This is a genomic window from Sphingomonas sp. SFZ2018-12, assembly GCF_022496715.1.
Taxonomy (GTDB): domain Bacteria; phylum Pseudomonadota; class Alphaproteobacteria; order Sphingomonadales; family Sphingomonadaceae; genus Sphingomonas.
The window spans coordinates 760,998-784,083 of the sequence record NZ_WTFM01000001.1; the positions used below are offsets into that span (position 1 = coordinate 760,998).

The 23,086-nt window shown below is 69.4% G+C and carries 18 protein-coding genes; 8 read left to right on the plus strand and 10 right to left on the minus strand.

Annotation, left to right across the window (positions count from 1 at the left end):
- Positions 1–2: 2 nt before the first annotated feature.
- The 3 genes from GO308_RS03580 to parE form a co-directional block, all read right to left on the minus strand.
- The gene (locus tag GO308_RS03580; RefSeq protein ID WP_240883832.1) at positions 3–1,139 is read right to left on the minus strand and encodes a hypothetical protein; all 1,137 of its coding nucleotides are present in this window, start codon (positions 1,137–1,139) and stop codon (positions 3–5) included.
- 140 nt (positions 1,140–1,279) lie between these two features.
- Entirely contained in the window at positions 1,280–2,323 is a 1,044-nt protein-coding gene (locus tag GO308_RS03585; protein WP_240883833.1) for a hypothetical protein, read from the minus strand.
- A gap of 140 nt (positions 2,324–2,463) precedes the next feature.
- A complete protein-coding gene (gene parE, locus GO308_RS03590; protein WP_240883834.1) occupies positions 2,464–4,440 on the minus strand; it encodes a DNA topoisomerase IV subunit B in 1,977 nt (658 codons plus the stop codon).
- Positions 4,441–4,603: 163 nt separating this feature from the next.
- On the opposite strand from parE, the gene GO308_RS03595 reads away from it, so the two are divergent.
- Entirely contained in the window at positions 4,604–5,437 is an 834-nt protein-coding gene (locus GO308_RS03595; protein WP_240883835.1) for an outer membrane beta-barrel protein, read from the plus strand.
- Between the two features lie 48 nt (positions 5,438–5,485).
- Here GO308_RS03595 and GO308_RS03600 read toward each other — a convergent pair whose 3' ends face one another.
- From GO308_RS03600 to GO308_RS03610, 3 genes are all read right to left on the minus strand, one after another.
- Positions 5,486–7,144: a pilus assembly protein TadG-related protein gene (locus GO308_RS03600; RefSeq protein WP_240883836.1), complete on the minus strand. Its 1,659-nt coding sequence runs from the start codon at positions 7,142–7,144 to the stop codon at positions 5,486–5,488.
- Entirely contained in the window at positions 7,144–7,563 is a 420-nt protein-coding gene (locus tag GO308_RS03605; RefSeq protein ID WP_240883837.1) for a TadE/TadG family type IV pilus assembly protein, read from the minus strand. Before GO308_RS03605 ends, GO308_RS03600 begins: the two co-directional genes overlap by 1 nt.
- A gap of 166 nt (positions 7,564–7,729) precedes the next feature.
- Positions 7,730–8,443 (minus strand): GcrA family cell cycle regulator, encoded by a 714-nt coding sequence (locus GO308_RS03610; RefSeq protein ID WP_066547447.1) that lies wholly within the window; start codon positions 8,441–8,443, stop codon positions 7,730–7,732.
- Positions 8,444–8,518: 75 nt separating this feature from the next.
- Between GO308_RS03610 and GO308_RS03615 the strand changes: the two genes are divergently transcribed.
- The 5 genes from GO308_RS03615 to GO308_RS03635 all read left to right on the plus strand — a co-directional run bounded on the left by GO308_RS03615 (position 8,519) and on the right by GO308_RS03635 (position 13,370).
- Positions 8,519–9,373 (plus strand): ABC transporter permease, encoded by an 855-nt coding sequence (locus GO308_RS03615; protein WP_240883838.1) that lies wholly within the window; start codon positions 8,519–8,521, stop codon positions 9,371–9,373.
- A gap of 142 nt (positions 9,374–9,515) precedes the next feature.
- Positions 9,516–10,712 (plus strand): aspartate aminotransferase family protein, encoded by a 1,197-nt coding sequence (locus GO308_RS03620; RefSeq protein WP_066547445.1) that lies wholly within the window; start codon positions 9,516–9,518, stop codon positions 10,710–10,712.
- A 143-nt stretch (positions 10,713–10,855) separates the two neighbouring features.
- The gene (gene argF / locus GO308_RS03625) at positions 10,856–11,773 is read left to right on the plus strand and encodes an ornithine carbamoyltransferase (RefSeq protein WP_066547443.1); all 918 of its coding nucleotides are present in this window, start codon (positions 10,856–10,858) and stop codon (positions 11,771–11,773) included.
- 146 nt (positions 11,774–11,919) lie between these two features.
- Positions 11,920–12,825, plus strand: coding sequence for an Hsp33 family molecular chaperone HslO (locus GO308_RS03630; protein ID WP_240883839.1), 906 nt, complete (start codon positions 11,920–11,922; stop codon positions 12,823–12,825).
- Positions 12,826–12,983: 158 nt separating this feature from the next.
- Positions 12,984–13,370 (plus strand): hypothetical protein, encoded by a 387-nt coding sequence (locus tag GO308_RS03635; protein ID WP_240883840.1) that lies wholly within the window; start codon positions 12,984–12,986, stop codon positions 13,368–13,370.
- A gap of 140 nt (positions 13,371–13,510) precedes the next feature.
- Here GO308_RS03635 and GO308_RS03640 read toward each other — a convergent pair whose 3' ends face one another.
- Entirely contained in the window at positions 13,511–14,431 is a 921-nt protein-coding gene (locus tag GO308_RS03640; RefSeq protein WP_240883841.1) for an FHA domain-containing protein, read from the minus strand.
- Between the two features lie 184 nt (positions 14,432–14,615).
- Here GO308_RS03640 and GO308_RS03645 point away from each other — a divergent pair, with 184 nt between their 5' ends.
- Together GO308_RS03645 and GO308_RS03650 are read left to right on the plus strand one after the other, a co-directional pair.
- A complete protein-coding gene (locus GO308_RS03645; protein ID WP_240883842.1) occupies positions 14,616–15,305 on the plus strand; it encodes an OmpA family protein in 690 nt (229 codons plus the stop codon).
- Between the two features lie 34 nt (positions 15,306–15,339).
- Positions 15,340–16,761: a class I SAM-dependent methyltransferase gene (locus tag GO308_RS03650; protein ID WP_240883843.1), complete on the plus strand. Its 1,422-nt coding sequence runs from the start codon at positions 15,340–15,342 to the stop codon at positions 16,759–16,761.
- A gap of 6 nt (positions 16,762–16,767) precedes the next feature.
- On the opposite strand, the gene tssM is transcribed toward GO308_RS03650, so the two are convergent.
- From tssM to tssK, 3 genes are read right to left on the minus strand one after another with little or no spacing between them, the layout of a single operon-like run.
- A complete protein-coding gene (gene tssM, locus GO308_RS03655) occupies positions 16,768–20,238 on the minus strand; it encodes a type VI secretion system membrane subunit TssM (protein WP_240883844.1) in 3,471 nt (1,156 codons plus the stop codon).
- Positions 20,239–20,252: 14 nt separating this feature from the next.
- Positions 20,253–21,743 (minus strand): type IVB secretion system protein IcmH/DotU, encoded by a 1,491-nt coding sequence (gene icmH / locus GO308_RS03660; protein WP_240883845.1) that lies wholly within the window; start codon positions 21,741–21,743, stop codon positions 20,253–20,255.
- Positions 21,740–23,083: a type VI secretion system baseplate subunit TssK gene (gene tssK, locus GO308_RS03665; RefSeq protein ID WP_066672158.1), complete on the minus strand. Its 1,344-nt coding sequence runs from the start codon at positions 23,081–23,083 to the stop codon at positions 21,740–21,742. Before tssK ends, icmH begins: the two co-directional genes overlap by 4 nt.
- Between the last annotated feature and the right edge of the window lie 3 nt (positions 23,084–23,086).

Below are 23,086 nucleotides of genomic sequence, written 5' to 3' on the forward strand. Positions count from 1 at the left end.
CGTCAGGGCGGAGTCAGGTCGAGGCGCTCCAGAACCGGATAGCCGCGGCGTTGCTGGATCGGCACTCCCCGGTCCTTATGATAAGGCGATGTCAGCGTATAGCGTTCGATCCGATAGGATTTGACGTCGTCAGCAAGCGGCGCGTAGCGACGCTCTCGGATCGAGGCGATGAGCGACACCGCCCAGTCGCCGGCCAGCTTTTCGCTGGCGCGCAATTGCTCGACCTCGCCGACGCTGCCGTCGCGGGCGATGCGAAAGCCGATATCGACCCACTGGTCCTCCCAATAGCGCCGTGCGGCGGCCGAATAGGACCCCTTGCCGCGTTCGGGGAAGTCGACCGGGGGCGCTGCGATCAATACCGGCTGCGCGCTGCGCGACGCATCGACGCCGCCGGCAGCGATCGCCTGCTCGACCGCATCGCCGTCGCCGCGCGCGACGGCGGCACGCGCGAGCAGGCCACGCGCGGCAAGGCGGACGTCGGCGTGTCCGGGCGCGGCGTTGGCCAGGATCGGCGCAAGCAGTGCTTCGGCGCGACGGACCTGCGCGGGTTCCGGTGTGGCTCCGGCGCCGAGCTCGATGCGCGCCAGGCGAAGCCGGGCCAGCGCGTACCGGTCGAACAGGGCGGGGGTGTCGCTGCGCCTCGCGGCCTCGCGGTAAAGATCGCGGGCATAGTCGAATTCGCGTTCGCGCAGCAGCACGTCGGCGCGTTCGATCAGCGCGTCGATGACGCGCGGGTCGTTCGCGCCGAACGCCGATTCCAGCACCGCCTGACGCTCGCGCGAATTGAAGATGCCCTGGCGCGGCGCACCCAGATGCGAATGGATTCGCGAGAGCACGAGATAGAGGTCGGCGACCGGTTCGGGATATGCGCCGCGATGCTGGCGGTTGCGTTTCAGGCTGTCGTCGATGCCGTCGCGTGCATCGCGATAGGCCCCCGCCAGAAACCGCGCCTCCGCCAATGCGATCGCCGCGTCGATTTCCGCGTTCGGCGGGCAGTTGCGCGCGATGCATTCGGCGAGTGCGCGTTCAAGGTCGGTGACCTTCGTGCCGACGACGACGATGTCGCGGCCGTCGGTCGCAGGTGCCGGGGCCGCATCCTGCGGCGTCAGCGTCAGCAGCAGCATCGGCCAGACCGGCATTCCTCCCTCCTGCGCGCGGGATCGTCGCGAACGACACGGATCGCTGCGTCGTCGACGTGCTCAATGACCGGAAGATGATGCCGCGAAGCTGAACCCCAGCCGAACGGCGCGCGCCGCGATGACGGCGCAACGCACTGAACTTATCGTGTTCTTGCCGTGACCTGCGGCGCTGAATCGACCGTCAGCCTCTGCACTTCGGTGCCGATCGCGAAGACGTGCGCACGCTTGCCATCCTGCACCACGCGGAACTTGTTGGCGGCGCGCGCGACCGGGGCGGGGGCGAAGGTCCTGCCGCCGTCGCGGGTTTCGAAGCCGCCCGCCATGGTGCCGACGAAGCCGTGATCGGCGTCGACGAAACCGATGCCGAACTGGCGCGCGGCGGCGTTTTCGACCATCGGCAGCTCGGTCCAGCTCTTGCCGCCGTCGCTGGTCTTGACGATCAGCTGCTGCGCGCGTGCGGGGTCATAGGATTGGACCGTCGCATAGCCGGTGGTCGCGGTCGGGAAGCTCGCCTTCCAGATCAGCTCCGCGCCGCGGCCGGAGGTGTACACGCGCGTCCAGCTCTTGCCGCCGTCCGTCGTGCGCAGGATCAGACCCTCGGTCGTTTTCGGATCGGTGCCGGTCGAGGCAAAGACCAGCCCGGTGCGCTCGTCGAAGAATTTGATGTCGAGGATCATGCCGGCATGTTCGGCCATGTCGATGACCGACCAGCTCTTGCCGCCATCGGTCGAGCGCAGGATGCCGGTCGGCCCGCCGACCCGGCCGGCGGCATGGATGACGACGCGCGGCTCCAGCTTGCCCTGATAGATGCGCTGGGTCTTGAGCACGTCGATCGCGCAGACCCCGGCGATCGTGCGGCCGCCCAGATCGACCGGCGTCCAGGTCGCGCCGCCGTCATCGGTGCGATAGAGCGGCGTCGTGTCGGTGACGCCGGGATAATAGTCGGTGCCGATATTGCCGATGAAGCCGGTGGTGCGATCGACAAAACCGAGCGCGCGGATGAAGGTGCCGGGCTTGCTCGCCACCTTGGTCCAGCTTTTGCCGCCATCGGTGGTGCGATACAGGTCGCCCTTGCCGGTGCCGTACCAGCCATGCGTCGCATCGACGAAGCTGATGTCGTCGCGCTTGCCCGGAAAGGACTCGGTCGGCAGCGTTTCCCAAGCGGATAGCGGAGCGGCAGGCATGGGGTCCGGCGCGGCCGATAGGGCCAGCGGTGTGGCCAGACACAACAACCCGATCGACACCAGACGCATGGCCATCCCCCTGTTTGTAGCGACTACGGAACGATCGCGCCGGCCGCACGGATCGTCAAGAACCCCCGTCATCAGGCGTCGATCTCTTCCTCGTCGATGCGCGCGGCGTTTTCCTGGATGAAGGCGAAGCGGTGGGCGGGGTTGGTGCCCATCAGCCGGTCGACCAGGTCCTTGACGCCGGCGCGCGCCTCATATTCCTGGGGCAGCGTGATGCGGATCAGGCCGCGGGTCTTCGGGTCCATCGTGGTTTCGCGCAACTGGATCGGGTTCATCTCGCCGAGCCCCTTGAAGCGGGCGACGTCGACCTTCTTGCCCTTGAACTCGGTCGCTTCCAGCTCGGCGCGGTGCGCGTCGTCGCGGGCGTAAAGCGATCGGGTGCCGGCGGTCAGGCGATAGAGCGGTGGCTGGGCGAGATAGAGGTGCCCCTGGCGGACGATCTCCGGCATTTCCTGGAAGAAGAAGGTCATGAGCAGCGTCGCGATATGCGCGCCGTCGACATCGGCGTCGGTCATGATGATGACGCGGTCATAACGCAGATTGGCGGGATCGCAGTCCTTGCGCGTGCCGCAGCCCAGCGCCTGGACCAGATCGGCGATTTCCTGGTTCGCCAGGATCTTGGCGGAGGTGGCGGACGCGACGTTGAGGATCTTGCCGCGGATCGGCAGGATGGCCTGGGTCTTGCGGTCGCGCGCCTGCTTGGCGGAGCCGCCGGCGCTGTCGCCCTCGACGATGAACAGCTCGGTCCCTTCGGGACTGTCGGCGGAACAGTCGGTCAGCTTGCCGGGCAGGCGCAGCTTGCGCGCGCTGGTCGCGGTCTTGCGCTTGACCTCGCGCTCCGCCTTGCGCGCCAGGCGTTCGTCCATGCGGTCGATGACATAGGCGAGCAGCGCCTTGCCCCGATCCATGCGGTCGGCGAGGAAATGGTCGAAATGGTCGCGCACCGCGCGCTCGACCAATGCGGCGGCCTCCGGACTCGTCAGGCGATCCTTGGTCTGGCTCTGGAACTGGGGATCGCGGATGAAGACGCTCAGCATCAGTTCGGAGCCCGTCATCACGTCGTCGGCGGTGATGTCCTTCGCCTTTTTCTGGCCGACCAGCTCGCCGAACGCGCGAATGCCCTTGACCAGCGCGGCGCGCAGCCCGGCCTCATGCGTGCCGCCGTCTGGGGTGGGGATGGTGTTGCAATACCAGCTATAGGACCCGTCGCTCCACAGCGGCCAGGCGACCGCCCATTCGACGCGGCCCTGATCGTCGGGAAAATCCTGTGACCCGGTGAAGAAATCGGCGGTGGCGCATTCGCGTGGTCCCACCTGTTCCCTCAGATGATCGGCCAGCCCGCCGGGAAACTGAAACACTGCCTCCGCAGGCGTGTCGTCGCCGACCAGCGACGGGTGGCAGCGCCAGCGGATTTCGACGCCGGCGAACAGATAGGCCTTCGATCGCGCGAGCCGATAGAGCCGCTGCGGCTTGAACTGCATCTCGCCGAAGATTTCGGGGTCGGGGGTGAAGGCGACCGAGGTGCCGCGCCGGTTGGGGGTGCCGCCCAGATGCTCGATCGGCCCCAGCGTGACGCCGCGCGCGAACCGCTGGCGATAGAGCTGGCGGTCGCGCGCGACCTCGACCACCGTATCCATCGACAGCGCGTTGACCACGCTGATGCCGACGCCGTGCAGCCCGCCCGAGGTGGCATAGGCCTTGCCCGAGAATTTGCCGCCCGAATGGAGCGTCGACAGGATCACCTCCAGCGCCGACTTGTCGGGAAAACGCGGGTGCGGGTCGACCGGGATGCCGCGGCCATTGTCGACGATGGTCAGGCGGTTGCCGGCGTCGAGCGCGACTTCGATCCGTGTCGCATGGCCGGCGACGGCCTCATCCATCGCATTGTCGAGCACTTCGGCGGCGAGGTGGTGGAGCGCGCGCTCGTCGGTGCCGCCGATATACATGCCGGGCCGCCGCCGCACCGGCTCCAGCCCCTCGAGCACCTCGATCGAGCTGGCGTCATAGCTGGTGCCGGCGGGGGTGGAGGTTGCGAACAGATCATCGGCCATATGCCGGCTATATCGACTGCGCGTGCGCCCGCAATGGCCTGGCGCGGCTGACAAGCCCTGTTGCTGCATTGCAACAGATGCTGGCGCAAATCGGACGAGCCGTGCAGCCGAACCCCGGCCCCGTTCGTATCTGCTGCCTGAGTTCAACCTCTGGAGTACCCAAATGCGTAATTTGCTTCTCGCGACTGCCGCGCTGTTCGCGCTCACGGCCCCGGCCTATGCCCAGGATACCAGCGGCGGCGAGGAAGAGCCCTATGAGGGCGTCTATGTCGGCGGATCGTTCGGCTATTCGATCCAGGGCAACGACGTCGGCGAAAGCGTGGTGTTCGACCGCAATCGCGACGGCAATTTCAACGACACGATCACGACCGTCGCGGGCGCCAACGCCTTCTCGCCCGGCTTCTGCAACGGCCGCGCGACCTCCGCGCTGCCCGGCAATTGCACCAACGACGATGACGGCATCGAATATTATGTCCGCGCCGGTGCCGATACCCAGTTCGGCAACATCGTGCTCGGTTTCGTCGGTGAATTCGGCAAGTCGGAAGTGCGCGACAGCGTGACCGCGTTCAGCACCACGCCCGCCAACTATGTCCTGACCCGCGAGCTGGACTGGAACGCCAGCATCCGCGCGCGTGCCGGCTATGCGGCGAACACGACGCTGTTCTACGGCACGTTCGGCCCGTCCTATGGCCGGATCAACAACAGCTTCAGCACCACCAACACCGCCAATGCCTTCACCAACAACGGCAAGTCGAACAGCTGGGGCTACACCGCCGGCGGCGGCATCGAGCAGAAGCTGGGCCGCAATTTCTCGGTCGGGCTGGAATATCTCTACACCGACCTGAACGAGGACGACTATGTCGTGAACGTCAATCCGGGCACGGCACCGGCGACCAACCCGTTCCTGCTCGGCAATGCCGCCGGTTCGGACCTGCGCCGCAGCAGCGACAATTTCCGCTGGCACAGCATCCGCGCGACGGCGGCGTTCCGCTTCTGATCGTGCGGCCGGGGCGGGGGGCGCAGGCGCTTTCCCCGCTCCGGCAGATCAGGCGACCAGAAAGGGCTGGCCGCACCGCACGCCGGTGGCCTGCAGGTCGGCCTGGCCGTAGCGCACGCCGATCAGTCCGGTGAGGGTGTCGACGAGCCCGTCCAATGCCGGCGCCACCGTCGCCAGCACGCCCCCCAGCGCCTGAACGATCGGTGTCGCCGGCACCGGCAGCAGCCCGAGCAGCTGGACGTCGATCTTGACCGTCCCGATCAGGCTGGACGCCACGCCCTCGACCGCATGGCCGCTCGACACGCGCTTGATCGTGCCATCGCCGATTTCGTCGCCTGCGAAGATCGCCGCCTGCCACGGTTCCGCGGCGCCCAGGTCGACCAGCGCGGTGCCGTTGACGCGCACCAGCCCGGCGACATTGACCAGGCGCGCGGATGCGAGCGGCAGCGGCTGGGTAAAGTCGGCAAAGCGCGTCATGTCCGGCTGGGCAATCGCGACGCGGCCGAGCCCCGGGCGTGCGTCCAGCGTGACGCGGGGGCCAGCCGACGCATCGCAGTCGATCGCCGCCAGCCGCGCCTCCCCGGCTGCCAGCTCGACGAAGACCGGCACGTTGACGGTCAGGTTGCCGCCCAGTCCGGGCAGTGACGCGCCGGTCAACCGCGATGCGATCAGCATGCGGACCTGCGCGGTGCGCAGGATGGGCGTGCCGTCGGCGCTGACCGCGACAAAGGGCGATTGCGCGGGGCGTTCGCCGATCGCGAGCGTGACCCGCGTGCTCGCGACCCGGGGCACCGTGGCGGGCAGGTCGGCCTCGACCTGCCGCCGGCCATTGCTCATTTCCGCGATCGCGCGCAGCATCGACAGCGCGTCGACGCGTGCCATCCCCGCCGGGCCGGTATCGCGTGCGCCGGCCGGGCCAAGGTCGATCAGCGCGTCCAGGGCGATGGCATCGCCACGCGCACCCGCCGCCATCGCCCGCAGCGCCGCCTTGGCCGTGGCGTCGTCGACGGTGTCGGCCAGCGCCTCGATCGCGGTGGGGCCGCTGACGTCGCGCGCGAGAATCTCGTCATAGCTGGCTGCGTCGATGCGGGCGCGCGTCGCCACCGCGTCGAGATAGGTGAGCAGGTCGACATCGGCGGCGACCAGCGCCTGATAGTCGGCGACCGACAGCCCGACACTGGTCCCGAGCAGCCCCGACAGCAGCGCATTGACGATCCCGCCCTCCAGCGCGGCGAGGCGCGTCCCGATCGAGAAAGCTGCGCTGTCCTGACGCGCCGCGGTCGCACGCCGCGCGATCGCGACCTGGTCCTGGCCGAAGACGCGGGCGAAGTAAGTGGGTGAGGTGGCGGCCAGCGTCACGGCAAAGGCGTTGCCCCCGCCCGTGGCAGCGGCGCTGAAACGCAGGTCGGGCGGCACGGCGGGGTCGGCCCGATAATCGCCCCGTACGATGCGCGGCGTGATCTGTCCGCGCCAGCCGGCTTGTGCGATCACCGCCGCGACCGCCGCTTCGGCGCGGTCGGGGTGCCGGGCGGCAGCGAGCGCGGCGCTGTCGGCAATCCCCTGGAGCCTGCGGGTGTCGAGCTGCACCGCGCCGATATCGACCGCCAGCGCCGCGCCCGCGATCAGCATCGGCATCGCGCCGGCGACCAGAACGGCGGCACCGCCGCGCCGATCGCGCGCCAGGTCGCGCAGGACCGGCACGCGCATCACAGCACCCCGCCGGGATGCGCGATGCCGCGCTTGCGGATCACCGGGCTGGGCATGGGCACCAGCGGAATGTTCATCAGCGGCGCGGTGCGCGCGTCCACTGAAACCTCGACCGTGATCGCGCCGCCATCCTCCTCCACGCTGGCGAGGATGTGGGCGGGATCGATCCCGGCGACGGTCCCCGCGCCGCGCTGGACGCTCAGCCGCGCGATGTCCTCGCGTTCCTCGGCGGACAGGCCGGCGATGCTGGCGCGCGCGGCGTCGTTGGCAAGTTGCTGGGCGCTGTGCGCGATCAGGAAATAATGGCCATAGGCGGCCATGCCGATCAGCAGCGCGATCAGGATGGGCGCGAGCAGCGCAAATTCGATCAGCGCGGTGCCGCGGCGGTCGATCAGGAGCCTGGGGGTGAGCTGAGCCATGCCCCGGGGTCTAGCCGCAATGGCCTTAGCGCCCGATCGCGACGCGCGGTCGGCGCATCCACGCAGTTTACGCCATGCCGGGGACGCGAATTCGCCGCTGGCGTCCGGCCGTCAAGCGCGATTGCGCACGGCCGGACGTTTCATTCACGCAATTCGCGTGATCCGATCAGCGGACGCGCGGCCCGCCATAGGGCAGCGGCGGCGGCGGGCGGCGATCGCGGCGCGGCAGTTGCGCCTGGTAGGCATGCCCGCAATGGTCCACGCAATAGGGGAAGCCGGGGTTCACCTTTTCCCCACAGAAGTGGAAATCGGGCTCGCCGGGGTGGCCCAGCGGCCATTTGCAGATGCGGTCGTTGAGATCGAGCAGCGTCGTCTTGCCCGCGATCGCCTCGCTGGGCTTGGCGGGCACCAGCCGGCGGGGCGGCGCGGGCTGGATCGGTGCGCTCTGCTCGCCCGGGTTCTGGCGCAGGAAGCCGCCAGGGCCGACCGAGCGCAGCGTCGGCGTATCAGCGCGCGCGACCGGCTCGGGGGCGGCCGCTGCATCCTCGCGCGCCGGCGGTTCGGCGGCGACGGCGGCGGGGGGAGCAGGCGGCGTCGGCTCGGGCTTCGGCGCTGCGGGGGCCGGCGATGCGACGGGGGCGGCGACCTTGGCCTCGACCGGTGCTTCGGCGACCGGGGCGGCGGGAGCGGCCGTCGCCTTCGCGGCATCGGTGTCGTTCGACTTCACCGGCGAGGGGCGCGGTTTCAGGCCCAGGCGATGCGCCTTGCCGATCACGGCGTTGCGGCTGATGCCGCCCAGTTCCTCGGCGATCTGGCTGGCGGTCATGCCCGACGCCCACATCTTCGCCAGCATTTCGATGCGTTCTTCGGTCCAGCTCATGCGTCGTCCTGTTTCATGGTCCCGGCGCGTCGGAACGGTTGCGGGGCGAAGGCGGAGCGACTACGCGAGAAGCGCATGACGGACCAGCCCCAAACCGACTCCCGAACCGCAGCGCCGCTAACCGATTCGATCCTTGCCGCCCCCGGTGTCCCGACGATCCGGAACGTCAACTGGGGCGGGCTCAAGGCGCTCTATATCAAGGAGGTGCGCCGGTTCTTCAAGGTGCAGCTGCAAACCATCTGGGCACCGGCGGTCACGACGCTGCTTTACCTGGCGATCTTTACCGTCGCGCTGGGCGGCAGCGGGCGGACCGTGCTGGGCGTACCCTTTGCCGAATTCATCGCGCCCGGGCTGATCGTCATGGCGATGCTGCAGAACGCGTTCGCCAATTCCAGCTTCTCGCTGCTGGTCGGCAAGATCCAGGGCACGATCGTCGACTATCTGATGCCGCCCCTGTCGACCGGGGAGCTGCTTGCCGGACTGGTCGGCGGTGCGGTGACGCGCGCGATCTGCGTCGGTGGCACGGTATGGCTGGCGATGGCGCTGTGGGGGGTCGACGTGACGCCGCGCCACCCGCTGGCGATCCTCTATTTCGGGCTGATGGGATCCGGCTTTCTCGCTTGTCTGGGCGTGATGACGTCGATCTGGGCGGAGAAGTTCGATCATGCCGCCGCGATCACCAATTTCGTCGTCGCGCCGCTGTCGCTGCTGTCGGGCACCTTCTACTCGGTTGACGCGCTCAGCCCGACCTTCCGGGCGATCAGCCACCTCAATCCGTTCTTCTATGTCATTTCGGGCTTCCGTTACGGCTTTCTGCAGACCGCGGATACCGACGTCGTCACCGGCGCGGTGATCCTGCTGGTGCTCAACATCGTGCTGGTCGGCGTCTGCTATGCGCTGTTGCGGCGCGGCTGGAAGCTCAAGAGCTGACCCTGGCGCGCGCGGGCGTGGTGTTGACGCGCCCCGGCCGGTCCCGGTAAATGATGGCGACGGGCGGCCACCGGGCCGCCCGTTTGTATTTGACCCGGAGCCCGATCCGGCCGTTTCGTCCCGCCATTACAGGAGCTTTGCCATGTCGATCCCCGCGCTCATGCCCGTTTACCCACGGTGCGATGTGCGTCCGGTGCGCGGCGAGGGCGTCTATCTCTATGGCGAGCGCGGCGAGAAATATCTGGATTTCGCGAGCGGCATCGCGGTCAACTGCCTGGGGCATGGCCACCCGCACCTGACCAAGGCGATCCAGGAACAGGCCGCGACGCTGATGCATGTCAGCAACCTCTATGGCAGCCCGCAGGGCGAGGCGCTGGCCGCGCGGATCGTCGCCAACAGCTTTGCCGACACGGTGTTCTTCACCAATTCGGGCGCCGAGGCGATCGAGTGCGCGATCAAGACCGCGCGCCGCTATCATTATGCCGAGGGCAACCCTGAGCGGCACAAGCTCATCACCTTCCACAACGCCTTTCACGGCCGCACGATGGGCGCAATCTCGGCGACCAACCAGGCCAAGATGCGCGACGGGTTCGAGCCGCTGCTGCCCGGTTTCGACTATGTCCGCTTCAACGATCTCGACGGCGCGCTGGCGGCGATCGATGACGAGACCGCCGGCTTCCTGGTCGAAACCGTGCAGGGCGAGGGCGGGGTGAGCGCGGGCACGCCCGAGTTCATCCAGGGATTGCGCAAGGCGGCGGACGAACACGGCCTGTTGCTGGTGCTCGACGAGGTGCAGTGCGGCTACGGGCGCACCGGCAAGATGTGGGCGTACGAGCATTACGGCATCGAGCCCGACATCCTGGCGTCGGCCAAGGGGATTGCCGGCGGCTTCCCGCTCGGTGCGTGCCTCGCCACCGAAAAGGCCGCGAAGGGGATGGTGTTCGGCACCCACGGATCGACCTATGGCGGCAATCCGCTGGCGATGGCGGCGGGCAATGCCATCCTCGACGTGATGCTGGAGCCGGGGTTCCTCGACCATGTCACCGCGATGAGCGACCGGCTGCGCGCGGCGCTGGCGCAGATGATCCCCAATCACGACGATCTGTTCGACGAAATCCGCGGCATCGGCCTGATGTGCGGGCTGCGCATGAAAGAGCCGGCGGTCAGCCGCGACTTCGTCGCGCATCTGCGCGATCACCATGGGCTGCTGACGGTTGCGGCGGGCGAGAATGTCGTGCGCATCCTGCCGCCGCTGATCATCGACGAAAGCCATATCGCCGAGGCGGTCGAAAAGCTGAGCGCGGGTGCGCGCAGCTACGCGATGCAGAAGGCGGCTTGAAACGGATCCTCCCCGAGCTTGCTCGGGGAGGGGGACCAGCGCAGCTGGTGGAGGGGAGTTGGCGGCGCGTCGCGGGTAGAGGGCCCCCCTCCACCGCGCTGGGCGCGGTCCCCCTCCCCCAGCGAGCTGGGGGAGGATTTTTGATGCGCCATTTTCTCGACCTGAGTTCAGCCGGCGGCGACGCGATCGCCGCGATGCTCAACGACGCGATCGACCGCAAGGCGGCGCGGCGCGGCTGGCCGAAGGGCAGGCCGGATGCCGACGCGCCGCTCGCCGGCCACACGCTGGCGATGGTATTCGAGAAGAGCTCGACGCGCACGCGCGTGTCGTTCGACCTGGCGATCCGCCAGCTGGGCGGCAGCGCGGTGATCCTGGAGGCCGGGACGACACAACTCGGGCGCGGCGAGACGGTGGCGGACACCGCGCGGGTGCTGTCGGGCTATTGCGACGCGATCATGGCGCGCACCGACGATCCCGTGAAGCTCGCCGAAATGGCGCATCATGCCAGCGTCCCCGTCATCAACGGCCTGACCGACCTGAGCCATCCGTGCCAGATTGTCGCCGACCTGCTGACCGTCATCGAAAGCGGCAAGGCGCTGCCCGGCCTGAAATGGGCGTGGCTGGGCGACGGCAACAACGTGCTGCATTCGATCGTCGAGGCGGGTGGGCTGATGCATTTCGACGTCGTGGCGGCGTGTCCGGAGGGCTATGATCCGGATCCCGCAGTGCTGGCGGCGGCGGGCGGGCGGGCCCGGCTGTGCCGCGACGCCGCCGATGCGGTGCGCGACGCCGATGTGATCGTCACCGACACCTGGATCTCGATGGGCCAGGATCATGCCGAAGAAAAGCTGGCGGCGATGATGCCCTATCAGGTCACAACGGAGCTGATGGCGCTGGCGAAACCCGACGCGATCTTTCTCCACTGCCTGCCCGCGCATCGCGGCGAGGAGGTGGTGGCGGAGGTGATCGACGGACCGCAATCGCGCATCTGGGCGGAGGCCGAAAACCGGCTGCACGCGCAGAAGTCGATCCTGCGCTGGTGCTTCGGCCAAATCGGGTGAGTTGCGGCACGCCGATTTCTTCCTATCTGTAAGTCCAATGCAGCGAATGCCGTTTGCCCTGCGCGTATCCGGGGGTTGATCTTCCTCTTCGGAACGGGCGAGAGGGGACGGGGACTTCGCCAGACTGCGCCCGAACGGATTCCACGATGACTGACGCTGTTGCCGAACTCGATCGCGCCATCGGGTTCATGATTCCCGACCGGAATGCGCGCGGGCGTATCGCCCGGCTCGGCCCGACGCTCGACACGATCCTGAATGCGCATGCCTATCCGCCCGCGATCGAAACGCTGCTGGCGGAGGCGCTGACGCTGGCCGCACTGCTGGGATCGACGCTGAAGGACGGCGAGGGGCAGCTGACGCTCCAGGCGCAGACCCAGGGCGGCATCATCAGCCTGCTGGTCTGCGACTATCTGAACGGCGCGGTGCGCGGCTATATCCAGTATGACGCCGACCGGCTGAGCGAAGGGCCCGACGAGCCGTCGTTGTTCGCGCTGTTCGGCAACGGCTATCTGGCGGTGACGTTCGACCAGTCGGTGACGCGCGAACGCTATCAGGGCATCGTGCCGCTCGACGGTGCGTCGCTGGCGGAGGCCGCGCAGAGCTATTTCCTCCAGTCGGAACAGATCCCCAGCCTGGTGCGGCTGGGCACGCGGCGCGACGCCGGTGGCCGGATGGTCGCCGGGGGCCTGCTGCTCCAGCATCTGCCCGATGGCGAGGAGGGGCGCGAGCGGCTGCACACCCGGCTCGACCACCCCGAATGGCAGCATGTCGAGACGCTGGGCGCGACGATGTCGGGCGAGGAACTGACCGATGCGACGATCCCGCTGGAGTCGCTGATCTGGCGGCTGTTCAACGAGGAGCGCGAGGTACGCGTCTTTCCGGCGACCGCGCTGTCGCGCGGCTGCCGCTGCGATGCGACCTATATCAGCCAGGTGCTGGCGAAGTTTTCGGAAATCGACCGCGCGGAAATGGCGGACGAAAATGGCGTCATCAACGTCGATTGCGCCTTTTGCGCGCGCAGCTTTCCGGTGTCGCTTGCCGATGTCGCCTGAATATTTACCTCTGGCGATGTAAGGATCGCGTTGCCGGCGGACGGAAATGGCCCCGTTTCGCGATAGACGCGGCCGGCGGGTGCCGCGAGGATCGCGAGGTTGCTGGATAGAGCGGTGGAGGAGTTGCGGACGTGCGGATGCGGCGCTTGACGGCGATGATGGCTGGGGCGGTGGCGGCGACGCTGGCGCTGCCGCTGGCTGCCGCCGATGCGCCGACGCTCGCCGTGCTGCGCGGGCTGGAACTCGGTCAGTGGCAATTGCGCGAGATCGGGCCGCGCGGTGGCGAGCGCAGCATCTGCCTGGGCGACATGGAAACGCTGATCCAGCTCCAGCATCCGCGCGGCGGCTGTTCGCGCTACGTGATCGACGATCGCACCGCGCACGGGACCATTCACTATACCTGCCCCGGCAGCGGCTATGGCCGGACCACGATCGACCTGGTGACGCCGCGATCGGTGCGGATCGAGACCCAGGGCGTTGCGTCCGGCGCACCCTTTCACCTCGAGCTCAACGCGCGACGCATGGGCGCGTGCACGGGCAGTTGAGGCCGGAATGTCGCGTCGTTAACGCGACGTTTAGGTCTGTCGTGGCATAGCTCGACCCGCCTGATTGGACGCAGGCATGAAGTTCTCCCTTTTGGTTTCCCAAGACAGCTGGGGCCGCCGTTGGTGGCCCCTTTTTTTGTTCAGCCGCCCGGGCGATCGGCCGTCCGTCGGGCATAGGCGGCGGTAAGCTCGCGCGCGAAGGTTTCGATGAAGCCGTCGTCGGCGGCGAAGGCTTCGGCGTAGAGCCGCCACGCGGCATCGGGCTTGCCCCCGGCGCGGCGCAGGATGGGCTCCGGCGCGAAATGATCCAGCGTCGCCCGCAGCGCCTGTTGCATCGCGGTCAGGGTCGCGCGCTGATGCGCGTCGAGATCGGCGAGCGCGCCGGTCATCGCCTCCGCCCCCGGGCCGGGCGCGGTCAGCAGCCGCGCGAGGAGCATCTCCGCCGGCTGGCCCGATTGCAGGGGGTTGCCCGCAACCGGGTCGGCGCTCAGCCCGATTTCGGCGCGCGCACGGCCGCGCGCGGCGGTCATTGCCGCCACGCCGGTCACTGCCGCGCGCAGCATCGCGCCCGCCGCCTGCAGCACCACGCCATCGGTGGCCGCGACCTGATCGCGGCGGATGCCTGCGGCCGTGCAGAGCAGGGCGGCGGCATTGCCGGCCTCTGCCGCGGTGCGCGGGGGCGCGGGTGCAGCGGCGGGCGACGCCGTCGCGCCGCGGCGCCAGGGATCGGTGTCGGGCGCGGCTGCACCCGCCGCCGCCACGTTCACGCCGATGTCGTACCCGCCGATGCGCAGGACATCGCCGTCGCGCAGATGTTGTGGTGCCGCCAGCCGCTGGCCGTTGAGCCACGTGCCGTTGGTGCTGGTGTCGTGCACCGCCCAGCCCGACGCAGTCCGATCGATCCGGCAGTGGCGCGACGAGATCACGCTGGTCGCATCAGGCAGAACGAGCTGGCAATCGCCCGCCCGGCCGATCGTCACGGGTCCCTGCGCGAAGCGTGTCGCCGCCACCGCCGCAGCCTGGCTGCCGGGCGCGGGGCGGGGGGTGAGGATCAGGGTCATGCGCTTCCTTGCCGCGGCGATGCCGTCCGGACCGCCGGACGATGTGGCATCCTAGCCCGCCCGCCGCCGTCCGCAACCGGGGCAGCGCGGGCGGCATCGCCACCGATCGACATTTGTCATTCGGGCCCGCCCCACCTATCCTGCCGACAGGATGGTTAGCGAGTCGCTAGCAAGGGGACACGGCATGGCAAGGCTCTCGCGCAACATGGCGCTTTATGCGGTTCTGGGCGTCGGAATGGGGATGGGAGCGCCGCCGGCGCATGCCCAGACATCGGTCAACACGCCCGACCAGATCGTGTGTCAGCTGAGCGGCGTGTGCGGCGACGCGCCCGCCGACCCGGGCGCGCAGATCGAGATCGGCGACGAAAAGGCGTTCAGCCTGGCCAAGCCCAACGCCGCCAAGCCGGCGAGCAGCGCCACATCGACCAGCGCGCCTTCGCGCCCGCCCGCGGCGTCGGCTGCGGCACCGTCGCGTCGCCCGGTGGCGACCGCGGGCGCGCGCACCCCGACGCGGCGTCCCGCACCGCCGACGACCAGCGGCGGCATCGACATGATGGTCACCTTTGCGCTGGGTTCGGCCGACCTGACCGACCAGGCGCGTGCCGAGGTGCGCGCCTTTGCCAAGGCGCTCGAGTCGCCGGTGCTGGCCGGGCAGAAGTTCCGGATCGAGGGGCATACCGACGCGATCGGCGCGGCGGACTATAATCTCGACCTGTCGCGCCGCCGTGCCGAGGCGGTGGCGGCCTATCTGACCTCGCTCGGTGTCGATCCGGGCCGGATCGAGACGCGCGGTTTCGGCTATCAACGCCCGCGTCCGGGCACGACACCGCGCGCAGCCGTCAACCGCCGGGTCGAGTTCGCCAAGGCCAGCTGATCGGCTCGGCAATCGCGCGCAGGGGGCGGCGGGAATGAGCGGCACGACCGCCTATGACGATGTCGCCTATCCCGCGACCCTGTTTCCGGCGACGCACCCCGACCATCTCGCGGCGATCGCCCTCCTTCACGGGCTCGACCCGCCCGACATCACGCGCGCGCGCGTGCTGGAAATCGCCGGCGGCGACGGGGTCGGCCAGATCGCGCTCGCGGCTGCCTATCCCGAGGCACAGTTCGACAGCTTCGACCTGTCGCGCGAGGCGGTGGCGCGCGGCGTGCGGCTGGCCGACGCGGCCGGGCTGACCAATGTCCGCATCGAGCATGGCGACCTGCTCGACCGCGCGGAGACGATGGCGGGCCCCTATGATTATGTGATCGCCCACGGCCTTTATGCCTGGGTGCCCGATGCGGTGCGCGCGGCGACGATGCGGCTGATCGGGCGGGTGCTGTCGGACCGGGGCATCGCCTTCATCAGCTACAACGCGCTGCCCGGCGGGCATCTGCGCCGGGCGGTTCGCGACATGCTGCTGCATCATGTCGAAGGCATCACCGACCCGGTCGCGCGGGTGCGCGCGGCGCACGACTGCCTGCTCGCCTTTTCGCGCCCGCACGACGGCGATCGCCCGGTGCTGCAGGCGATGCGCGATGTCGCCCGCCCGATGCTGAGCAAGAATCTCGGCACCCTGTTCCATGACGAGCTGGGCGAAAGCTATGCGCCGCAGTCGCTGAGCGACGTCGTCGCCGCGGCCGCCGGCCACGGCCTGCGCTTCCTGAACGACGCGGGATCGACGATGGTGCGCGACGGCCTGCCCGGGGTCCTGCCCGGCGGGGCGACCGACGATGCCGCGGTCGTCCGCGCCGCGCAGGTCAGCGATTACGAAAGCGTCGCCTTCTTCCACCAGAGCCTGTTCGTGCGCGCCGGCTGTGCGCCCGCGCGGCAGCTGGATCCGTCGGTGTTTGCCCGGCTGTACGGCGCATCGCGCGTGCAGCGCACCGGCGCGACCCATTTCCGGCTGGGCGAAGATCCGTTCGAGGTGGCGGACGCGCAATTGTGCGACCTGCTCGAGGCGATGGCGACGGCGTGGCCGGCGCGCGTGCCGCTGGCGCGCATTGCGGACTCCCCCGATCGTGCCGAAGCGCTGGTCACGCTTTATCGCAGCGAGGTGTTGACGCTGCACAGCACGCCCGTGCCCGCGCGGATGATTCCGGGCGCGCGGCCCTGCGCCAGCCCGGTCGCGCGCGCCCAGATCGCGCTGGGCGGCACCACGCTGTTCACCCTCGACCATCGCGTCGTCGCGTTCGAGGCGCCGGGACCGCGTGCATTCGTGGCGCTGCTCGACGGCAGCCGCGACCGGGCGGAGCTTGCCGCGGCCTGGGCCGGGACGCCTTATGGCAGTGAGGTCGACGTCGACACCGCGCTCGCCCAGATCGCGCGGGTGCCGCTGCTCGTCGCCTGATCGGGTTCAGCCGAGCGCGGCGGTCGCGCCCATTGCGGGGCTGGGGCACGCGATCTTGACGAAGGGGTCGACGACGAACGGGTTGGTGCCGCCAAAGGTGCGCACGCGGAAGTTGAAGCGTGCGCCAGCCTGGGTCAGGCTGCCTTCGCCGATGACGGGCGAGGCGCCGGGCTTGATCGCTGCGGCCTTCATCATGCGGAACACCGCCCATTGGCCGGGCCAGGAGCGGACCTGGGGTGCGCCGCTGTCGGCGACGGTGAACTCGACCGCCGCATCGCCGGTCCCCGGCCAGTCGAAGGTGACGGGCACCGGCACCTTGCCGTCGAAGTTGAGCGTCTGGCCGTCGATGGTCAGCTTGACCGCGCTCGCCCCGGCCAGCGCCACCGGCTCGATCTGATAGGCGAGGCGCGCGGCATTGGGATCGCTGGCGAAGAAGGTGCGCGTCACGCTGTTCGCGGCCTGGAGCGCGCGGACATTGGCTTCGGTCAGTCCGACTTCGGCGGCATTGTCGAGCGCGCGCCATTCGGGCGCGGTCGTGTCGATATAGCCGGCGAGCTGTTCGCCGACGAACTTCGCGAACTGGCCCTGGGGGGCGAAGAAGCGCTGAAAATCGGGGATGGCGAGCTCCGCGGTCGCTGCCGGCTGCACCGGAAAGGCGCGGGTCAGCGTGCCGGTGCACTGGTCGCCGAAACTGGCGTTGAGCGCCGCACCCATCTGGGCCAGCCGCGCGCCGCCCAGCGCGACATTGGCGTCGCTCGCCACCGCCTTGATCCAGATCGCGGCCGGTGCGGGCATCGAATTGGCCGACTGGTCAAGCTGGGCGACCAGCGCGCGCACCTCAAGGCTCTGTTCCGATCCGCTGCCGCCGCCGCCGCCCGGCAGGACGGAGACGATGTTGAGCTTGTCGGCGAGCTGGCCCATCGTCGCCAGCGCCGCATCGATCGGCGCATTGGGCGCAGGCGCGCCGCCGCCGGCCGGAATGCCGACAAACAGGCGCAGCGGCAGGAACGCGTTGACCACGCTGGTGCGCGGATCGTCCGCCGACGGGCCGATGCCGGCCGCGTTCATCGCCTGGCCGATCAGCCCGCCCGGCGCCTTGGGCGTCGCCTTGGGCGGGGTCATGTCGGTCGCCTTGGCGATCGCGGTCATCAGCGGCTTGATTGGCGACAGGGGGCCGCTGCCGTCGCGCAGCCGCTGGATATTGTCGCCGAGCGCGGTGACCGGACGCGGCTGCATCGCCGCCAGATAGGCCTGCCAGCGGCTGAGGAACTCGGCGAAATAGAGGCGCTCGAGATCGCGCTTGAGCGCGCCCAGCTCGGCGGGCGACATGTTCGTCGCGACGCCGGCGTCCCCGACGACCCAGCGTTCCTCCTCCAGCAACTGCGCGCCGCTGGCGACGATCGGCAGGAAGGTCTTGTCATAGCCGGTGCGGGTGAACAGCGCCGGTACGCCCGCGCCGGGGGCGAACGCGCCGCCGGGGGCAAAGAAGATTTCGGGGCTGGGGCCGGCATTGTCGCGCGCGCTCCACATCGTGTCGCCCTGCTCGATCGCCTTGCTCTTCAACCGGCCATAGACGCGCACCGCTGCCGGTTGCGCACGCAGCACCGCGCGCGCGGCTTCGATCCGGCTGTCGTCGACCGCGACCGGGCGGAAGGCGCCGCCCTCGAACAGGGCGCTGGTGTGGCGCGCAAGCTCGCCCGCCTCGCTTTGCGGATCGCCGCCGCCGCCGCGCGCCAGCCAGGCCGGCTGCACCCAGGACAGGATCTGTTCGGGCTGCATCGGCCCACGCCCGCCCAGGATCAGATAGGATTTGAGGTCGTCATACAGCGCCGATGGCTGCGTGACATCGGCGCTCAACCGCTCTTCGGCCAGGCCGGCAAGGATCGGCGTCAGCCGCCGTTGCAGATCGCGGCCATAGATGCCGCTCAACTCGCCCGACAGCCGCCCGGCCTGGCCCAGCCCGAGCGCGAAGTCGCTGGCGTCGCGCATCTCCGCGGTCGCCCTGCCCAGAACGCCCAGCGCGGCCAGGTCCTGCTCGACGGTCGCGCTGCCGCCGCGCGAGGTGCCGGCGGCTTCGGCATAGCTGGCCGAGGTCGTGTAGATGCCGTCGATCAGCTCGACATTGCGGAAATAGCCCCAGGTCCACAGTCCGACCGCGACGGCGAGTGCCACCGCGCCCCCCGCGATGCCGAACACATAACGCTGGCGTGCGCGCCGCTTGGCCGCCTCGTTGCGACCGGCCAGCCCCTGTTCGGGGATGATCAGGTCGGAGAAGAACCGCTTGAGGAAATAGCTGCGTCCCTGGCCGACCGCGTTGGCCGACGCGATCGGGGGCACGCCCTGCGTCAGCAGGATGCGGTCGACCGGGTTGCCGGTCTGGGTGCCCGACGCGAGATAGATGCCGCGCACCCGCGCCGGCGCGTCGAAGCGCGACTTCTGGCCGAGTGCGGCGAGCAGCGTGGCAATTGGCGTGCGCAGCGAAGCGAGCTGGGCGGGGAACATCGCGATCTGGCCACGCAGCGGCAACTGCGCCTCGTTCTGCATCCGGTCGACGACGCGCCCGGCGATGCTGCTGACCAGATCGTCGAAGCCCCTGAGCACCGCGTCATTGTCTGCCCCGTCGCCCGGTGCGGTCGTGCCGAACACCTGATCGCTTTCCGCATCGGTGCTGCGCGCGAAATATTCGCGGAAACCGGCGAGCAGGTCGGCCTTGGTGATCATTACATAGACCGGCAGGTCCTGGCCCAGCGTCCCGCCCAGTTCATTCAGGCGTGCGCGGATGTTCTGGGCATGCGACGCCATTTTCGCCGGATCGGCGAAATCGGGGGCGGGGATGGCGACGATCACGCCGTTCAAGGGCTGGAGCGGGCGGTGCTGCTTCAGCAGGTTGAGAAAGCTCTGCCACCCCTCCGCGTCCGCCTTGGCATCCAGATCCTGGGTGACATAGCGTCCTGCGGTGTCGATCAGCACCGCTTCGTCGGTGAACCACCAGTCGCAATTGGGCGTGTTGGGCTGGCCGCGCAGCGCGCGATATTCGCCCGCGACCGCGGTCGGAAAGCCCAGGCCCGAATTGAGCAGCGCCGTCGTCTTGCCCGCGCCCGACGGGCCGATGATCGCATACCAGGGCAGCTGATAGGCATAGGCCTGGCGCTGGCCGAGCTTGGCGGATTTGAGCATCGCCAGCGCTTCGGCCAGCTTGGCCGAAATCTCGTCATGGTCGGCCGGGTTCTTGGGCGCCAGCGCTTCCATCAGCGCCGCGTTCTTCTTTTTCTCGCGGCGCCGCGCCAGCCACCCGTAGATGCCGACGCCGATCAGCGGCAGCAGCGCGACGACCAGCGTCACCGGCCACCAGCCGAGCGGGCGGAAATCGGCGATCGCGATCAGCGGACCGATGAACCACAGGATCAGCCCGAGCAGGATCGCGCCGAGCACGCGCCAGAACCAGGGATTGCGGAACAGGGATTTGAGCGCAGTCATGGCCTTGCCCTCCCTCAGCGCCACGCGACGTCGTTGGCGACGCGGATTTCGACGCGCCGGTTCTGTCGCCGCCCGTCATCGGTCGTGTTGTCGCCGATCGGGCGGGTGTCGCCCAGCCCGGTGGCAGTGACGCGCGACCCGTCGGCGAGGCCCGCCGCCTTGATCGCATCGCCGACCGCGCGGGCGCGGGCGACCGACAATTCCTGATTGGAGGGGAAGGCGAGGCTGCGGATCGCCTGATCGTCGGTATGCCCCTCGATCCGGATCGGGCCCTTGGACAGGTTGGCTGCTTCGGCGAGCCGCCCGAACGTGTCCTGCCAAGCGCCCGACGGTTCCGCCTGCGCGGACGCGAACAGGCCCTGATTGTTGAGGCGCATCACGATTTCGTTGCCCTCGCGCAGCACGTCGAGCCGTTCGGCCTGGATGTCGGGGGCCAGGATCTCGCGCATCCGGTCATAGGTCGGCGTCGCGGTTTCGGGCGCGGGCGGGGGCGGGGGCACGACCTGTGCGGTGCCGACCGCCTGGTTGAGGCTGGCGATCGCGGCATCGGCCTGGGTGCTGAGGCGATAGAGCAGCGCGGCGAAGAGCAGCGCGCCGACCGCCGCCAGCCCGGCCAGGATCGCCCAGAGCGGGATGCGCGGCGCATAGCTACCCGCCGCCACCGTCTGGCCGCGCCATTGCGGCGACAATTCGCCGGTCGCCGCCTGCCCGCGCCGGGCGATGGCGGTGGCCAGGCCCGAACGGCGTTGATGCAGCAGCGATTGGCCGCGCGGGTCGAGCGCGGCGCGCCCTTCGAACCCGAGCGAGAGGCATTGATAGAGCAGCTCCATCAGCCGGGGTTCGCGGTTGGGGTCCTGTTCCATCCGCTCGGCGAACTGGAACAGCCGATCGCCGCCCTGCGTGTCGTTGTGATAGGCGGCGAGCAGGCTGTGCTGCGACCACGGGCTGTTCGCACCCCAGGGCGTGGACATCACCGCATCGTCGACGAACGCCGACAGGATGTAATGCGCGAGCTGCACCGTCTTGGGGTCGAGCCCCAGATTGCGCGCGCGCGGGCTGAAGGCGTCGAGCTCGCGAATGGCGAGCTGGCGGAGCGATCCGAGATCGGGGCCGACCGGCATCGACCGCACCCGGCTGGCGAGGTGGATCAGGCGACCGGCGGCGGCGACCAGCGGCTCGGGACCGTACAGGTCCGGCTCGGCCGCCGCGAAATCGAGCCGCCCGGCGGTCGCACCGCCGGGGGGCGATCCGGCCGGGGCGGGCGCGGCGCGCGGCGGTCCGCCGGGGCCGATCTGCTGCGGCTGGGGCGGCACATAGCCGCCGGGCGCGGGCGCGGTGCCAGGGATCATCGTACGCTCGCCGGAGCCGCCAGCGGGCGGAGCAGCGGGCGGCGGCACGGGCGCAGTCGGCGGCGGAAAGCCCGGCGCGCCGGCCGGGCGGCCGGGCTGGAAAACGGTGCGTTCGCCGTCGGCGGGACCGTCGGGATCGCCGGGCTTGCCGCTCATTGCTGTGCCCCCCTGATCGCCCACATCTCGAGTTCAAGCCCCGGTATCTCGCCTGCAACGTGCAGCGCGACCGCGCCCGATGTGCGCACCGTCTGCCACTGGTCGTGGCGGGTGTTGATCGTGAAATAGACGGTGTTGGCGCGGAACGGAATCTGGCGCGGCTCGGATGGCATCGGATAGATGTCCGCGCCCGGCAGCTGGCGCATCACCAGGTCGCGGATATGTTCGACCGAGCCGATCTTGGCGCGGCGGGGCAGGTTGACGCGCAGCTGCTCGGTATCGACCGCCGCGCGTGCCGCCAGCACGAAGGACGCGCTGGTGAACAGCGACCGGTCGCTGATCTGGCCGACCGAAATGCCATAGGCGCGCGGCTCGAGCGGGATGGCGACGGCGCTCTGCTCGAACACCGCGCTCAGCGAGCGGCGAAGGTCGTTCATCACCGCGTCGAAGCACGCCCGCTGGTCGCGATGCGCATAGAGCGGCATGAAGGTCGGGCGGTTGCCCGCGGTCGTGAAGGTGGCAAGTTCGGCCGCGAGCACGCACAAATGGCCGTAGAGATCGGCCGGATGCAGCACCGGCAGCGCGGCGAGATGCTTGATCGCGGCTTCCGCGCGGTTGACCGCCATCAGCATCAGGAAATCGCTGATGTCGGCGACGCCCTTCGCCCCTGGCGTGCCGAGTCGCCCGGCAATCGCCTCGGCGCGCTGGTGCAGCATCCCTTCCAGTTCCGACATGAAGCCGGCCAGCGTCGCACTCGCCATCGCGTTGACGCCGCAGGGGATGAAGCCGGGGTCGAGCGAGACGCTGTCGTCGGCGCGGCGTTCGATGACGCGCGCGATCGGCAGGGTGGTATAGCCGTCCAGCCCCTCTGCCTCGCTGCGCAGCGAAAGCTGCAGCCGGCCGACATTCATCGGCACCCGCGATGCCGCGCCATAGACCGAATCGGCCGCCTCGAACTCGACCGCGGCAAAGCGGGTCTCCGCCTGTGCCGATGGATCGAGCGCGACATCGGCGGTGCCCGCGCGCGATTGCGGCACGCACAGATGGATCGTCGCGTCGCGCAGATCGCGCATCACCTCCAGCGGCAGCGGGGCGGCGGCTTCCTCGGGCACGCGAAAGGGGGTGCCGTCGTCGAACACGCCGGCGCAACGGTTGAGCACCAGCTTGCCGGTCTTGAGCTGTCCCGCGTCGATCTGAAGCGCCGATACGCCATAGCCATGCGCGACCAGCGGCGACACGCGCGCTTCCAGCTGCGCGCCGGTAAAACGCTCGAACTGCTGGAAATGCTGCGGCCGCAGGAACATGCCCTCCGACCAGATCGGCTTGTTCTCCCAGGTCACTCG

Coding starts and splice junctions, on each gene's coding strand:
- icmH (WP_240883845.1), bottom strand. CDS start 21,743: ATGAGCGGCAAGCCCGGCGATCCCGACGGTCCCGCCGACGGCGAACGC.
- GO308_RS03605 (WP_240883837.1), bottom strand. CDS start 7,563: ATGGCTCAGCTCACCCCCAGGCTCCTGATCGACCGCCGCGGCACCGCG.
- GO308_RS03620 (WP_066547445.1), top strand. CDS start 9,516: ATGTCGATCCCCGCGCTCATGCCCGTTTACCCACGGTGCGATGTGCGT.
- GO308_RS03615 (WP_240883838.1), top strand. CDS start 8,519: ATGACGGACCAGCCCCAAACCGACTCCCGAACCGCAGCGCCGCTAACC.
- GO308_RS03585 (WP_240883833.1), bottom strand. CDS start 2,323: ATGCCTGCCGCTCCGCTATCCGCTTGGGAAACGCTGCCGACCGAGTCC.
- GO308_RS03650 (WP_240883843.1), top strand. CDS start 15,340: ATGAGCGGCACGACCGCCTATGACGATGTCGCCTATCCCGCGACCCTG.
- GO308_RS03630 (WP_240883839.1), top strand. CDS start 11,920: ATGACTGACGCTGTTGCCGAACTCGATCGCGCCATCGGGTTCATGATT.
- GO308_RS03635 (WP_240883840.1), top strand. CDS start 12,984: ATGGCTGGGGCGGTGGCGGCGACGCTGGCGCTGCCGCTGGCTGCCGCC.
- GO308_RS03580 (WP_240883832.1), bottom strand. CDS start 1,139: ATGCCGGTCTGGCCGATGCTGCTGCTGACGCTGACGCCGCAGGATGCG.
- tssM (WP_240883844.1), bottom strand. CDS start 20,238: ATGACTGCGCTCAAATCCCTGTTCCGCAATCCCTGGTTCTGGCGCGTG.
- GO308_RS03595 (WP_240883835.1), top strand. CDS start 4,604: ATGCGTAATTTGCTTCTCGCGACTGCCGCGCTGTTCGCGCTCACGGCC.
- GO308_RS03645 (WP_240883842.1), top strand. CDS start 14,616: ATGGCAAGGCTCTCGCGCAACATGGCGCTTTATGCGGTTCTGGGCGTC.
- GO308_RS03610 (WP_066547447.1), bottom strand. CDS start 8,443: ATGAGCTGGACCGAAGAACGCATCGAAATGCTGGCGAAGATGTGGGCG.
- parE (WP_240883834.1), bottom strand. CDS start 4,440: ATGGCCGATGATCTGTTCGCAACCTCCACCCCCGCCGGCACCAGCTAT.
- argF (WP_066547443.1), top strand. CDS start 10,856: ATGCGCCATTTTCTCGACCTGAGTTCAGCCGGCGGCGACGCGATCGCC.
- GO308_RS03640 (WP_240883841.1), bottom strand. CDS start 14,431: ATGACCCTGATCCTCACCCCCCGCCCCGCGCCCGGCAGCCAGGCTGCG.
- GO308_RS03600 (WP_240883836.1), bottom strand. CDS start 7,144: ATGCGCGTGCCGGTCCTGCGCGACCTGGCGCGCGATCGGCGCGGCGGT.